General features: G+C 61.9%; 12 protein-coding genes. 8 read left to right on the forward strand and 4 right to left on the reverse strand.

What is annotated here, in order from left to right; translation table 11 throughout:
* Nucleotides 1-157 precede the first annotated feature (157 nt).
* A complete protein-coding gene (locus B4F27_RS07320) occupies nucleotides 158-1,681 on the forward strand; it encodes an MORN repeat-containing protein (RefSeq protein ID WP_286759286.1) in 1,524 nt (507 codons plus the stop codon).
* On the opposite strand, the gene B4F27_RS07325 is transcribed toward B4F27_RS07320, so the two are convergent.
* Nucleotides 1,678-3,207, reverse strand: coding sequence for a cryptochrome/photolyase family protein (locus tag B4F27_RS07325; protein ID WP_286759287.1), 1,530 nt, complete (start codon nucleotides 3,205-3,207; stop codon nucleotides 1,678-1,680). The two genes, B4F27_RS07320 and B4F27_RS07325, sit on opposite strands and share 4 nt — an antisense overlap.
* Nucleotides 3,201-3,866 (reverse strand): SDR family NAD(P)-dependent oxidoreductase, encoded by a 666-nt coding sequence (locus B4F27_RS07330; RefSeq protein ID WP_286759288.1) that lies wholly within the window; start codon nucleotides 3,864-3,866, stop codon nucleotides 3,201-3,203. Before B4F27_RS07330 ends, B4F27_RS07325 begins: the two co-directional genes overlap by 7 nt.
* A 265-nt stretch (nucleotides 3,867-4,131) precedes the next feature.
* On the opposite strand from B4F27_RS07330, the gene B4F27_RS07335 reads away from it, so the two are divergent.
* Nucleotides 4,132-5,703: a 2-isopropylmalate synthase gene (locus B4F27_RS07335; RefSeq protein ID WP_286759289.1), complete on the forward strand. Its 1,572-nt coding sequence runs from the start codon at nucleotides 4,132-4,134 to the stop codon at nucleotides 5,701-5,703.
* 82 nt (nucleotides 5,704-5,785) lie between these two features.
* Here the strand turns inward: B4F27_RS07335 and B4F27_RS07340 are convergent, their stop codons facing one another.
* Together B4F27_RS07340 and B4F27_RS07345 are read right to left on the reverse strand one after the other, a co-directional pair.
* A complete protein-coding gene (locus tag B4F27_RS07340) occupies nucleotides 5,786-6,649 on the reverse strand; it encodes a porin (RefSeq protein WP_286759290.1) in 864 nt (287 codons plus the stop codon).
* A 145-nt stretch (nucleotides 6,650-6,794) separates the two neighbouring features.
* The gene (locus B4F27_RS07345; protein ID WP_005851333.1) at nucleotides 6,795-7,379 is read right to left on the reverse strand and encodes a VOC family protein; all 585 of its coding nucleotides are present in this window, start codon (nucleotides 7,377-7,379) and stop codon (nucleotides 6,795-6,797) included.
* A gap of 174 nt (nucleotides 7,380-7,553) precedes the next feature.
* Here B4F27_RS07345 and B4F27_RS07350 point away from each other — a divergent pair, with 174 nt between their 5' ends.
* From B4F27_RS07350 to B4F27_RS07375, 6 genes are all read left to right on the forward strand, one after another.
* Nucleotides 7,554-8,600 carry a rod shape-determining protein gene (locus B4F27_RS07350; RefSeq protein WP_037944896.1) on the forward strand — a complete coding sequence of 349 codons (1,047 nt, stop codon included), beginning with the start codon at nucleotides 7,554-7,556 and terminating at the stop codon, nucleotides 8,598-8,600.
* Nucleotides 8,601-8,669: 69 nt separating this feature from the next.
* Nucleotides 8,670-9,575 (forward strand): rod shape-determining protein MreC, encoded by a 906-nt coding sequence (mreC, locus tag B4F27_RS07355; RefSeq protein WP_009825979.1) that lies wholly within the window; start codon nucleotides 8,670-8,672, stop codon nucleotides 9,573-9,575.
* The gene (locus B4F27_RS07360; protein ID WP_005851327.1) at nucleotides 9,572-10,207 is read left to right on the forward strand and encodes a hypothetical protein; all 636 of its coding nucleotides are present in this window, start codon (nucleotides 9,572-9,574) and stop codon (nucleotides 10,205-10,207) included. Before mreC ends, B4F27_RS07360 begins: the two co-directional genes overlap by 4 nt.
* Before the next feature lie 10 nt (nucleotides 10,208-10,217).
* Nucleotides 10,218-12,161, forward strand: coding sequence for a penicillin-binding protein 2 (gene mrdA / locus B4F27_RS07365; RefSeq protein ID WP_005851326.1), 1,944 nt, complete (start codon nucleotides 10,218-10,220; stop codon nucleotides 12,159-12,161).
* Nucleotides 12,158-13,297, forward strand: coding sequence for a rod shape-determining protein RodA (gene rodA, locus B4F27_RS07370; protein WP_005851324.1), 1,140 nt, complete (start codon nucleotides 12,158-12,160; stop codon nucleotides 13,295-13,297). Before mrdA ends, rodA begins: the two co-directional genes overlap by 4 nt.
* A 7-nt stretch (nucleotides 13,298-13,304) precedes the next feature.
* Nucleotides 13,305-14,237, forward strand: coding sequence for a 2-hydroxyacid dehydrogenase (locus tag B4F27_RS07375; RefSeq protein ID WP_286759291.1), 933 nt, complete (start codon nucleotides 13,305-13,307; stop codon nucleotides 14,235-14,237).
* The last annotated feature ends 61 nt before the right edge of the window (nucleotides 14,238-14,298 follow it).

Genomic DNA, 14,298 nt, shown 5'->3' on the forward strand with positions numbered 1-14,298 from the left:
AATCTACGCAAGTGATGTAGCAGATCACGCGCCAAGTGAAAGGCCAAGGCGCACCGCCGGGTAAAAGACGATTGCCCCCTTGCAGGCCATTGAATAGGCTAAGCGTTAACAAACTCGCCCGCCGCTCTTGGCCGCACTCTCTTTTGAAAGTTGCTGTATGACGAAATTGACCCTGACCCCGCTGATCCTTTGCCTTGGGCTGCTGCCCTTCCCCGCGCTTGCGCAAGACGGCGAGGTTCAAAGCAAGCAATACGACGATGGCGGCGTCTATGAGGGGACGTTCAAGGACGGCGTACAGCACGGGACCGGCACCTATACGCTGCCCAACGGCTATGAATACGAAGGTGCCTGGGTAGACGGAGAGATCAAGGGCAAAGGCGTCGCGCGTTTCCCCAACGGGTCTGTCTACGAGGGCAACTTTGAAAAGGGCAAACCGGACGGTTTCGGCAAGATCACCTTTGCCGATGGCGGCACCTATGAGGGCGAATGGGAGGCCGGTGCGATCACCGGTCAGGGCATCGCGCTTTATGCCAACGGGGTGCGCTACGAAGGGTCGTTCCGCAATGCCAACCACCACGGCAAAGGCGTCATGCAATCCCCCGGCGGGTATGAATATCAGGGCGACTGGGTCGATGGTGTCAAGCAGGGCGTGGGCAAGATCACCTATCCCGATGGCGCGCTCTATGACGGTGACATCGCCGATGGCGAACGCAATGGCACGGGCACGCTGACCATGCCCGACGGGCTGACCTATACCGGCCAGTGGAAAGACGGGCAGATCGACGGCACCGGCACGCTGACCCAACCCAATGGCGATGTCTACGAAGGCGATCTGGTCGCCGGTCAGCGCCAGGGCACGGGCAAGGTGACCTATGCCAATGGCGACACCTACGAGGGCGGCTTCGAGGACGACCGCCGCGAGGGTCAGGGCACGTTCACCGGCACAGATGGCTATGTCTACACCGGATCATGGGTTGCCGGGCAGATCGAAGGCATGGGCAAGGTGACCTACCCCGACGGCTCTGTCTACGAAGGCAGTTTCCGCGATGATCTGGCCGATGGGGAGGGCAAGATCACCTATCCCGACGGATCAACCTATGAAGGATCATGGGTCGCGGGCGTGATCGAAGGCGAAGGCCGCGCGACCTATCCCAACGGCATCGTCTACGAGGGCGGTTTCAAGAACGCGCGCAACGACGGTCAGGGCGTGATGACCTATGCCGACGGCTATAAGTACGAAGGCAGCTGGAAAGACGGCCAACGCAACGGCATGGGCACCGCGACCTATCCCGATGGCACCGTCTATACCGGCGGCTTTGTCGACGGGCTACGCGACGGCACCGGCAAGATCACCATGCCCGATGGGTTCACCTATGACGGCCAGTGGTCCGGCGGAGAGATCGAAGGCACCGGCACCGCCACCTACCCCAACGGCGACATCTACGAAGGCGCGTTCGAGGGCGGCAAACGTCAGGGTCAGGGCACCATGCGCTATAAATCGGGCGAGGAAGTCTCGGGCCAGTGGGTCAACGGCGCGCTGCAAGAAGCAGGCACAGCCCCTGCCGAGGGTGCTGGTGCGGCGGCCACGCCCGACGCCACGGATGAGGCCCCGGCAGACGCCGACACTCCGTCAGAGGCACCCGCCGACAGTACGGACGCGGCCGAAAGCAACGACGGCTAGATCCCCTCGCCCGCGTCCAGACGGGCGAGCAAGGCATCGCCTTCGGCCAGAACTGTCTTGCGTTTGTCGGCGTCCATCCGGTCCCACGTGCGGTACATATTGCCCATGCGCGGATTGTTCGAGAACCGGTCGCGATGGCGGTCCAGAAAGTGCCAGTAAAGCAGGTTGAACGGGCAAGCGGTGTCACCCGTCTTTGCGCTGACTGAATAGTGGCAGCTTTTGCAGTGATCCGACATGCGGTTGATATAGGCCCCGGACGAGACATAGGGCTTGGACGCGATAACGCCGCCGTCGGCGAATTGGCTCATGCCGATGGTATTGGGGGCCTCTACCCATTCAAAGGCATCGGCATAGACCGCCAGATACCATTCATGCACCTGCGCCGGATCAATCCCCGCCAATAGGGCAAAGTTGCCTGTCACCATCAACCGCTGGATATGATGCGCATAGGCTTGGGTCCTGGTCTGCCCCACGGCCTTGGCCACACAGTTCATCCGCGTTTCGCCACCCCAGTAGAACCACGGCAGGTCGCGGTCGTGCCCCAGAATATTGCGGGCGGTATAGTCCGGCCCCTCGATGAAATAGATGCCCCGCACATATTCGCGCCAGCCGATGATCTGCCGGATGAACCCTTCGGCGGCATTGATCGGGGCGTGTCCTGCGGCATAGGCGTCGGCGGCGGCCTCGCAAATCTCGGTCACGTTCAGCAACCCGATGTTGAGGTAGGGCGACAGGATCGCGTGATACAGGAATTCATTCTCGTTCAGCATCGCGTCTTGATAGTCCCCAAACCGCGGCAGGGCGTTCGCGATGAAATGGTCCAGCGCTTGCAGCGCCTCGGCGCGGGTGGTGGCGAACCAAAAAGGCTCTAGCGCGCCGAAGTTATCGCCGAAACGCGCTTGAACCAGCTCCAGCACTTCGCGCGTTGTGGCATCAGGGTCGAACTTCAGGGGGCCATCTACGGTGACATCCTCGGGCGCGGCTTTGCGGTTGTCGTGGTCGAAGTTCCATTTGCCACCGGCGGGGTGGTCCCCCTCCATCAGCAGGCCGGTCTTGCGGCGCATCTCGCGGTAGAAATACTCCATCCGCAGCGCCTTGCGGCCTTCGGCCCATGCCTCGAATTCGGCATGAGTGGCAAGAAAGCGGTCGTCGGGCAGCAGATGCACCTTCAGCGGGGCGTATTTCAGCTTGTCGATCAAGCGCCACTCCCCCGGCTCTGTCGCCAGCACCTCGCTTGCCCCCGTCTGCGCGGCGCGGCGCAGCAATTCCCCCACGATAGAGCCCGCGTTATCCGTATCGTCCAGTTGCGTATAGGCGACCGTCCAGCCGTCCTGTTCCAACGCATGGGCAAACTTGCGCATCGCGGCAAAGATCAGGGCGATCTTCTTGGGGTGATGCCGGACATAGGCCGCCTCGTCCGCGACCTCGGCCATCACGACCGTATCGCGTGCCTTATCCGCCTGCGCCAAGGCGCTGAGCGTTTCTGTCAGCTGGTCGCCCAGAACCAGCACCAAGCGCCCTACCATGGCACCGGCTTTCCGGCCCAGTCAAAGAACTGGCCTGTGTCCGCAGGCGTCAGCCCGTCGATCACAGCCAGCAGATTTTCCGCCGCCTCCGCCGGTGCGACAGCGGGATGGCGGGCAAGGTATTTCGCGGTAAAGGCGGTCTTGACCGTGCCGGGGTGCAGAGCGACGCAGATACTGCTCTTGTGACTGCGCGTCAGTTCAATCGCGGCCGTGTGCACGATCTGGTTCACCGCCGCCTTGGCGCTGCGGTAGCTGATCCAGCCGCCGATCCGGTTGTCGCCGATCGACCCCACACGCGCCGAGAATACGGCAAAGACACAAGGCGCGTCCCGCCGCAGCAGGTCGCCCGCGTGGCGCAGCACCAGTGCAGGGCCCACGGCGTTCAACGCGAATTGGTCCAACATCGCCTTTTGGCTGATGGATTTGATCGTCTTTTCCGGTGCGGCCCCGTCAATCTCAAGCGCGCCTGTGGCCACCAGCACCACATCAAACCGCCCGTTCAGCGCGGTCAAGTGATGGTCCACACTGCGTTCGTCCGTGAGGTCGAACCCATCGACCGACCGTGACAGCCGCGTGACCGTATCGCCGCGCGCCTCGTAAGCGGCGGCCAAGGCGGCACCCACACCGCCCGACGCCCCGATGATCAAAACCTGTTTCATGCAAGGGGAGGTAGCGGAAAACAGCCCCCCTTCAAGCGCGGAAAAAAGGGCGCAGAAAAACCCTTCCCATTTGCGAATGCACGGGTATAACTTGTCGCCATGACACACGCCGATCATATTGCGATCCTGCCGCGCCGCTGCGCGACTTTCCTGCGTGCCAACCTACTGCTGCTAATCCGCCTCTGAGCGTGCCATCCGGCGCGCCCGCTCAGAGGGAAGTGCCGCGCGCCACGGATTTAGATAGCAGAATGAAAGAACCCAAACGATGACAGATACCACACAACAAGACCGCGTCTTGATTTTCGACACGACATTGCGCGACGGCGAACAATCCCCCGGTGCCACCATGACCCACGCCGAAAAGATCGAGATCGCGGGCCTGCTGGACGAGATGGGCGTCGACATTATCGAGGCCGGTTTCCCTATCGCCTCCGAAGGGGATTTTGCCGCCGTCAGCGAAATCGCGAAGCTGTCGAAGAACTCGGTCATCTGCGGTTTGGCCCGCGCCCAGTTCGGCGACATTGATCGTTGCTACGAGGCGATCAAGCACGCGGCCCAGCCCCGCATTCACACATTTATCGGCACCTCGCCGCTGCACCGCGCCATTCCGAACCTCACGATGGACGAAATGGCCGAGCGCATCCACGAAACGGTGACCCACGCGCGCAACCTTTGCGACAATGTGCAATGGTCGCCGATGGACGCCACGCGGACAGAGCTTGATTACCTTTACCGCACCGTGGAAATCGCAATCAAGGCAGGGGCGACCACGATCAACATCCCCGATACCGTCGGCTATACCGCCCCCCGCGAAAGCGCCGATCTGATCCGCAAGCTCTTGGAAAACGTGCCCGGCGCGGACGAGATCGTTTTTGCCACGCATTGTCACAACGACCTTGGCATGGCGACCGCCAACAGCCTTGCCGCCGTCGAAGCGGGCGCGCGCCAGATCGAATGTACGATCAACGGCTTGGGCGAACGCGCGGGCAACACCGCGTTGGAAGAGGTCGTGATGGCGTTGAAAGTGCGCAATGACATCATGCCGTTCCAGACCAAGATCGACAGCACCAAGATCATGAATATCTCGCGCCGTGTTGCCGCTGTTTCGGGCTTCGCCGTGCAGTTCAACAAGGCCATCGTCGGCAAGAACGCCTTTGCCCACGAAAGCGGCATCCACCAAGACGGCATGCTGAAGAACGCCGAAACATTCGAGATCATGCGCCCCGAAGACGTGGGCCTGACCGAGACCAACATCGTGATGGGCAAACACTCTGGCCGTGCGGCGTTACGCTCGAAGCTGGAAAACCTCGGCTATGAATTGGGGGATAACCAGCTCAAGGATGTCTTTGTCCGCTTCAAGGAACTGGCCGACCGCAAGAAAGAGATCTACGACGACGATCTGATCGCCCTGATGCGCACCGCCACCGATCCTGAAAGCGACCGCATTGTGCTGGGTAGCATGACCGTCGTCTGCGGCACCGAAGGCCCGCAGAAGGCCGAGATGTCGCTGACAGTGGATGGTGCCGAAACCTCTACCTCGCAAACCGGTGACGGGCCTGTGGATGCCGCGTTCAACTGCATTAAGGCACTGGTCGAACACAGCGCGCGCTTGCAATTGTATCAGGTGCATGCCGTGACCGAAGGCACCGACGCGCAGGCCACCGTTTCTGTCCGGCTCGAGGAAGACGGCCGCATCGTGACCGGTCAGTCGGCCGATACAGACACCGTGGTGGCATCGGTCCGCGCCTATATCCACGCGCTCAACCGTCTGTTGGTGCGCCGCGAGAAGGGCGGCACCGACAAGCGCGAGATCAGCTATAAAGACGTGGTGGGCTAACCCGCCCGCTCTTCCCCCGCGAACGCAAAAAGGCCCCCGAAGTCGGGGGCCTTTTCTGTATCTGGTGGTCTGTCAGCGCAGATTAGAAATCGGTCAGACCCGCAAAAGTACCGGTCGCGCTTGAAAAGATGTTACCCAGCGAACGACGTTTGGAGGTACGGCGACCCAATTCATAGTTCACGCCGAAAGTCAGCTGGTCCACGTCCTCGCCACTGTCAAAGTCCAGACGGCCCAAGGCCAGCTCTACGTTCGCACCGGGAGTGAATTCATACTGACCGCCGATGGTGATCGACCGCACGTCTTCGGGCCCCAGATCCAGGAACCCGACAGAACCGATAGCAGAGAAGCCGTTGGCGAATTCATAGCCGCCTGCGACAGCGACAACGCTCAGATCATCCAGTTTCAGCAGGTCTGCCTGCACATTGTATTGCGCGACATCATAATCGGCATAGGCGGCGTAAAGCGTCTCGTCTTCGATGTGAACGAGGTCCAGACCGACGGTGCCAGTTGGGGTAACATCCCAAGCGGCGAAGATGCTGAAGGTCATGTCGTCCAGATCGGAGGAATCACCGATAGCGGCACCAAAAGTATGCGCGCCGGACTGATACGACCCGAACAGGCTGGTGACATCCGCGTCGAAGCCTTCGATGTCAAAACGCGAATAGTCGAGGCCGATGTTAAAGCCGTTGGCCAAAGCGTATTCGACGCCCACTGTGCCCAGATCGATATCGTCGCCCTCGATAGAGATGTTCGACAGCTCACCCGAGAAGATGAAGTTGTCGTAGCGGTATTCGATGCCGCCGCCAAAGGATTTCACGTCGATCGTGCCTGCGCCGTCAACGTCGAAGTCGTGGAATTTCGCGAAAGCCGTGCCATAGGTCAGTTCGGCAGCAGCTGCGGTTGCGGTCACGCTCAGAAGCGAGGCGACAAAAATATTACGGATCATGCTGGTTCCTTCGCACAATTTACGGTTGCTCGTACCATGGCTCTTAGGCGCAGCGGAATCCGCCCGCAACACCCAAGCGAAACCGCCGTTACGATCCGTTTACTTGTGGTATTTTTGACCCGCCTGAACCGGTGCCCGCCGCCCCTTAGCGATAGGGATCCTTGGGGCTGCGATCCTCTGACAGCGACCGTTGCGAGCGTTCGACGATCATCACTGTGGCATCGGCCAGATGCTGGCGTTCGATATGGTGATCTCCGCGGGCGACCCGCAGCTTATGCGCCTCTAGCATCACTTCCGCGTGGGACGATCCGCGCGGCGGGATGAAGGTGTAGCAGGCCAGTTCGATCAGGAACCCCAGCGGATCCTTGAAGTAGATCGAATGCATGAACCCGCGATCCTTCACGCCCGAATTGCCGATCCCCCGCTCCTTGAGCCGGTCGAGCACTTGATCAAACATGGCGCGGTCGACCTCGAACGCGAGGTGATGCACGCAGCCCGCGTCCATCGGCGTGCGACTGTAGACGGGTTTGCGGTTTTCATTGGTAAAGATGGTGATCAACCGGCCGTCGCCGGGATCGAAATACAGGTGCCCTTCGTCGGGATCGTCCAGATTTGGCTGATCGAAGATGAACGGCATGCCCAGCAGACCCTCCCAGAAGTCGATACTGGTCTGACGGTCCGCGCCCATCAGCGTAATGTGATGCACACCAATAACTTGAATCTTCTGCATTTCTCTCTCCCCCTATTGTCCAGCTTGCCGCAAACCATAGCGCGGTGGCGGCATCATGCCACCACAAAGGTCAACCCCCCTTTCGTCTTTGACCTCATCGGCCTATAAGCCGTTTAGCCCGTGACTTGTCAGAGTCGACGGGCCAAAATGAATTTTTGCAAGGTCCTGCTGCCCATGTCCGTTTTTGATCAATTCCGTGGTTTGTTCTCGTCCGATATGGCCATCGACCTCGGGACCGCGAACACCTTGGTTTATGTCAAAGGCAAGGGCATCGTCCTGTCCGAACCTTCGGTTGTCGCCTATCACGTCAAGGATGGCGTCAAAAAGGTGTTGGCCGTGGGCGAAGACGCAAAGTTGATGCTGGGCCGGACCCCCGGCAGCATCGAAGCGATCCGCCCCATGCGCGAGGGCGTGATTGCCGACTTTGACACCGCCGAAGAGATGATCAAGCATTTCATCCGCAAGGTGCACAAACGGTCGACCTTCTCGAAGCCCAAGATCATCGTCTGCGTGCCGCATGGGGCGACGCCTGTTGAAAAACGCGCGATCCGTCAGTCGGTGCTGTCTGCGGGCGCACGCCGCGCCGGCCTGATTGCCGAACCGATTGCCGCGGCCATCGGGGCGGGCATGCCGATCACCGATCCGACCGGGAACATGGTTGTCGATATAGGTGGTGGCACAACCGAGGTTGCGGTGCTGTCCTTGGGCGATATCGTCTATGCACGCTCTGTCCGTGTGGGCGGCGACCGTATGGACGAGGCGATCATCAGCTACCTGCGTCGCCAGCAGAACCTGCTGATCGGTGAAACAACGGCCGAGCGGGTGAAAACCTCTATCGGGACCGCACGGATGCCCGACGACGGGCGCGGCACCTCGATGCAGATCCGCGGACGCGACCTGCTGAACGGTGTCCCCAAAGAGATCGAAGTGACCCAGGCGCAGATCGCCGAAGCGCTGGCTGAGCCTGTGCAGCAGATCTGCGAGGCGGTGATGACCGCGCTGGAAACCACCCCGCCCGATCTGGCGGCTGACATCGTGGACCGTGGCGTCATGCTGACCGGTGGCGGTGCCTTGCTGGGCGATCTCGATCTGGCGCTGCGCGAACAGACCGGGCTGGCCATTTCCGTGGCGGATGAACCGTTGAACTGCGTGGCCTTGGGCACCGGCAAAGCGCTGGAGTATGAAAAGCAGCTGCGCCACGCCATCGACTACGACAGCTAATCAGCGCAGCTATAACAGCCCGTGATGCGGCAGGACGGCGCTGCCCTCGCGGTGGGAAACGTATAACGCATGGCCATCGACCGATCCTCTTCGAACGATTTTGGGCGCCCGCTGCGCCGCTTGCTGCTGGCCGTCATCGTGCTGGTGCTGGCGGGCATCTTTCTGCTGTGGCGGATCGACAGCCCCCGTGTCGAACGGTTTCGCGCGCAGATCACCGACCGGATCGTCCCCAATCTGGATTGGGCGATGACCCCTGTTACCGGTACGGTGAACCTGTTCCGCGATTTCCAAAGCTATCAACGTCTGACCGTGCAGAACCAGGAACTGCGGTCCGAGCTGCGCAAGATGCAGACCTGGAAAGAGGCCGCGCTACAGCTTGAACAGGAAAACGCCCGTTTGCTGGACCTGAACAAGGTGCGGCTTGATCCGCGTTTGACCCATATCACCGGTGTGGTGCAGGCAGACTCCGGGTCGCCCTTCCGCCAATCTGTGCTGCTGAACGTCGGGGCCCGTGACGGCATTGTCGATGGCTGGGCCACGGTGGACGGCATCGGGCTGGTCGGGCGTATTTCCGGCGTGGGCGAAAACACCGCGCGCGTCATTCTGGTGACCGATACCTCTAGCCGCATACCTGCGGTGATCCAGCCGTCGGGACAGCGGGCGATTATTGCGGGCGACAACTCCGCCGCGCCACCGATTGATTTTCTCGAGAACCCCGACCTCGTGCGTCCCGGTGATCGGGTCAGCAGCTCTGGCGATGGCGGCGTGTTTCCTGCGGGTATCCTGATCGGTCAGGTCGCCGCCGACCCCGGCGGGCGGCTGCGCGTGCGTCTTGCGGCGGATTTCGAGCGGCTCGAATTCCTGCGCGTGCTGCGCCACCATGGCTCCGAAAAAGTGAACGAGGATGCGGCCGTGGTGCGGGATGACGCCACGGGCATGATCGCGCCCCTGCCCTTTGATCCTGCGACCGAATGATGGACGAACTGTCGCCCCTGCGATTGTGGCTGATGCGCGCGGCGTTTCTGGCGCTGACGGTGGTCCTGCTGTTTTTCCATCTGCTGCCGCTTGATACCCAGCCGATCGCGCTGTTCGCGCCCGAGCTGTCGCCCCCACTGGCCACCATCGACCCAGCAGAGGCGCGCCTGCGGGCCCTGCTGGACCAGGGCAGTGACCGCATCTGGATCGCCCCCGACCTGCTGATCGCCTTTGCGCTGGCGTGGTCTGTGCGGCGGCCCGACTATGTCCCCGCCCTGCTGCTTGCCGTCGCCTTCCTGCTGACGGACCTGTTGCTGCAACGCCCGCCCGGCCTCTGGGCGCTGCTGGCGTTGCTGGCATGCGAGAATATGAAAACCCGTGGCCGCACCCTGCGCGACAGCACCTTTGGCGCGGAATGGCTGGCGGTCTCGGTTTGGCTGATCGCTATTTTGATGCTGAACCGGATCGTGCTATCGTTGCTGCTGGTCCCACCGCCACAATGGTCGCTGAGCCTGTTTGAACTGGCCGTTACGATCCTGACCTATCCGGCTGTGGTGTTTGTGACCCATGCGCTGATGGGTGTGCGCAAATCCGCCCCCGGCGATCTGGACAGTATGGGCAACCGCTCATGAGGAGACCAAGATGAGACGCAGCAGGGCCGATAGCGAAGCCAGCCACTCCAAGCTCAGCCGCCGCGCTGTTTTGCTGGGCAGCGCGCAACTGCTGTTCATGGGCGGTCTGGCCGCGCGGATGAATTACTTGCAGGTCGATCAGGCTGACCAGTTCCGCCTGCTCGCCGAAGAGAACCGGATCAACATCCGGTTGATCCCGCCTGCACGAGGCGAAATCTTTGACCGCAACGGCGTGCGGTTGGCGCAAAACGTGCCGTCGTACCGGATCGTGATCGTGCGCGAGGATGCCGATGATGTGGATGCGGTGATGGACCGGCTGGGCAAGGTCATCGACCTTGATCCCGAAATGCGCGACCGCGCGATGGCCGAAATCAAACGCTCCGCCCCGTTCCTGCCGGTGACCGTCGCCGATGATGTGACATGGGACGAGGTCAGCCGCGTGTCGGTCAACGCCCCCGCCCTGCCCGGTGTCAGCCCCGAGGTCGGCCTGACCCGTGTCTATCCCCGTGGATCGGACTTTGCGCATATTGTCGGCCGTGTGGGCCGCGTGAGCCAAGCCGATCTGGATGCGCTGGAAAACCCCGACGCGGTGCTGCGCATCCCCCGTTTCCAGATCGGCAAGATCAACGTAGAGGCGCGTCAGGAATCCCTGTTGCGCGGCTCTGCCGGCACCAAACAGGTCGAGGTCAACGCCACCGGCCGTGTGATGCGCGAACTGGCCCGCCGCGAAGGGCAATCGGGGGCGGATCTGCAACTTACCATCGATTCCAAGCTGCAGAACTTTGTGCAGGCCCGGCTGGGAAGCGAAAGCGCCGCCGTCGTGATCATGGATTGCGAGAACGGCGATCTGGTCGCCAATGCCTCTTCGCCCAGCTACGACCCGAACCTGTTCATCGGGGGGATATCCTCGGCCGATTATAACCCGCTGCTGCAATCGGAATACCGCCCGCTGGTCAACAAGACCGTGCAGGGCACCTACCCGCCCGGATCGACCTACAAGATGGTCGTGGCCATGGCCGCCCTTGAAGAGGGCATCGTCGGCCCCGAAGAAACCGTCTATTGCCCCGGCCACCTAGAGGTCGGCGGTCGCCGTTTCCACTGCTGGAAACGCGCAGGCCACGGCTGGATCGACCTTGAGAACTCGCTCAAGCAATCCTGCGACGTCTATTACTATGATCTGGCGATGAAAGTCGGGATCGAGAAGATCTCGGCCATGGCGAACCGCTTTGGTCTGGGCTGGAAACACGACCTGCCGCTGTCCTCGGTCGCTGCCGGCCTGGCCCCCACGAAAGAGTGGAAGCAAGCGACCAAGGGCGATTCATGGGTGATCGGCGACACGGTTAATGCCTCTATCGGGCAAGGCTTCACCCTCAGTTCACCGCTGCAACTGGCGGTGATGACCGCGCGGATCGCCACCAACCGCGCCGTGGTCCCGCGGCTGATCAAATCCATCGACGGTGTCGAACAACCCAGCGGCGCGGGCGAGCCTTTGGGCATGAACGAGAACAACATGCGGCAGGTGCGCAAGGGCATGTATTCGGTGGTGAACGACCGACGCGGCACCGGCTACCGGTCGCGCGTCATCGCCGAGGGTGTGCGCATGGCCGGCAAAAGCGGCACCAGCCAGGTGCGCAACATCACCGCAGCCGAACGCGCGCGCGGGGTCAGCCGCAACGAGGACCTGCCCTGGGAACGCCGCGACCACGCGCTGTTTGTCGCCTTCGCCCCCTATGACAAGCCACGCTATGCGGTATCGGTGCTGGTGGAACACGGCGGCGGCGGATCGACCGCGGCGGCCCCCATCGCCCGCGATGTCATACTGCAAGCGATCTATGGCGGCGAACCGCCGCTAGAGGCCTACCCCACCGCCGACCGCGGCCGCATCGCCGAGCAGCAAAAAGCCCTGCGCGCGATCCAGCCCCAAGCGGACTTCAGCGGGAAAGACCAAGCATGAGCTACCTTGAATATACGGTCAAACATGTCCCCACGGGCTTTGCCAAGATCCTGCACCTGAACTGGCCGCTGACCATCCTGCTGGCCGCTGTTTCGGGGGTGGGGTTCCTGATGCTCTACTCCGTGGCCGGTGGCAGCTTTACCCCCTGGGCCGAACCGCAGATGAAACGCTTTGCCCTTGGCATCGCACTGATGATCGCCGCGGGGATGGTGCCGATCTGGCTTTGGCGAAACCTTGCAGGCGTGGCCTATTTCGGGACCGTAATCCTGCTGATCGGGGTAGAGCTTTTCGGCGCTGTCGGCATGGGCGCGCAGCGCTGGATCGAGATCGGATCGTTCCGCCTGCAACCCTCCGAGCTGATGAAGATCACGCTGGTGATGATGCTGGCGGCCTATTACGACTGGCTCCCGCCCAAAAAAACCTCGCGCCCGCTTTGGGTGCTGCTGCCGGTGCTGCTGATCCTGATCCCCACGGCACTGGTACTGAAACAGCCCGACCTGGGCACTGCGATCCTGCTGATGGCAGCGGGTGGCGGGCTGATGTTTCTGGCCGGTGTGCACTGGGGCTATTTCGCCGTGGTCATCACCGGAGCCGTCGGACTGGTGACGGCGGTGTTCCAGTCCCGCGGCACGCCGTGGCAGCTGATCAAGGATTACCAGTTCCGGCGCATCGACACGTTTATCGATCCCAGCACCGACCCGTTGGGCGCAGGGTATCACATCACGCAATCCAAGATCGCGCTCGGCTCCGGCGGCTGGACGGGGCGCGGGTTCATGCAAGGCACCCAGTCGCGCCTGAACTTCCTGCCCGAAAAACACACCGACTTCATCTTTACCACCCTGGCCGAGGAGTTCGGCTTTGTCGGCGGGTTCTCCCTGCTGGGTCTCTATGCGCTGATCATCGTCTTCTGCGTCGCGGCGGCGCTGATCAACAAGGACCGTTTCTCGTCGCTGCTGACCCTTGGCATCGCGCTGAACTTCTTTTTGTTCTTCGCGGTGAACATGTCGATGGTGATGGGGCTGGCGCCCGTTGTCGGGGTTCCCTTGCCGCTGGTCAGCTACGGCGGGTCGGCGATGCTGGTGTTGCTGCTGGCTTTTGGCCTTGTACAATCGGCCCATGTCCACCGCCCCAGATAGGAAGCCCATGCCCCTCAATATCCTTTTCGCCGCGCGCCCCGAACGCTGGGTGACGTATGAAACGCCGCTGCGCCAAGCGCTTGATGCCGCGGGGATCGCGGCTCACCTATCAACGGATATCGCCCCGCAGGACGTGGATTACATCGTCTATGCCCCCAACAGCCCCTTGCAGGATTTCACGCCCTACACGCGGGCCAAGGCGGTGCTGAACCTCTGGGCGGGGGTGGAAAACATCACCAATAACGAGACGCTGAAAATTCCTCTGGCGCGGATGGTGGACCCGGGGCTGACCAAGGGGATGGTGGAATGGGTCACGGGCCATGTGATGCGCTATCATCTGGGGTTGGACGCGGACATTCGCAAAACGGACACCGATTGGACCCCGCGCACCCCGCCGCTGGCACAGGAACGACAGGTCACCATTCTGGGGCTGGGGGCCTTGGGCGCGGCGGTGGCGGAAACGCTGGTCTATCTGGGGTTCAACGTCACCGGCTGGTCGCGCAGCCCCAAGGACATCGCGGGCGTCACCTGCCTACATGGGGACGCCGGGCGCGCAGATGCGCTGCGCCGTGCCGAGATCGCTGTGCTGCTGCTGCCCAACACGCCTGATACCGAAAACACGCTGAATGCCGAGACGCTGGCGCAAATGCCCGCTGGTGCCTGTATCATCAACCCCGGCCGCGGCGCGCTGGTCGATGACGACGCGCTGCTGGCAGCGCTCGACAGCGGCCAGATCGCCCATGCCACGCTGGATGTGTTCCGTGTCGAGCCCCTGCCCGCAGACCACCCCTATTGGGCGCATCCCAAGGTCACCGTCACACCCCACATCGCCGCCGAGACCCGCGCGACAACCGCTGCACAGTCCATCGTCGAAAACATCCGCCGCGGCGAAGCAGGCGAGGATTTCCTGCATCTGGTGGATCGCGCCAAAGGCTACTGACCCGCCCCGTATCAAGGGCGGAATTTGAGTTTATTTGGCAAAATGAAGCTGCAGCCGCGCG

It is taken from the genome of Sulfitobacter sp. UBA1132, from assembly GCF_002311545.1.
GTDB lineage: Bacteria > Pseudomonadota > Alphaproteobacteria > Rhodobacterales > Rhodobacteraceae > Sulfitobacter > Sulfitobacter pontiacus.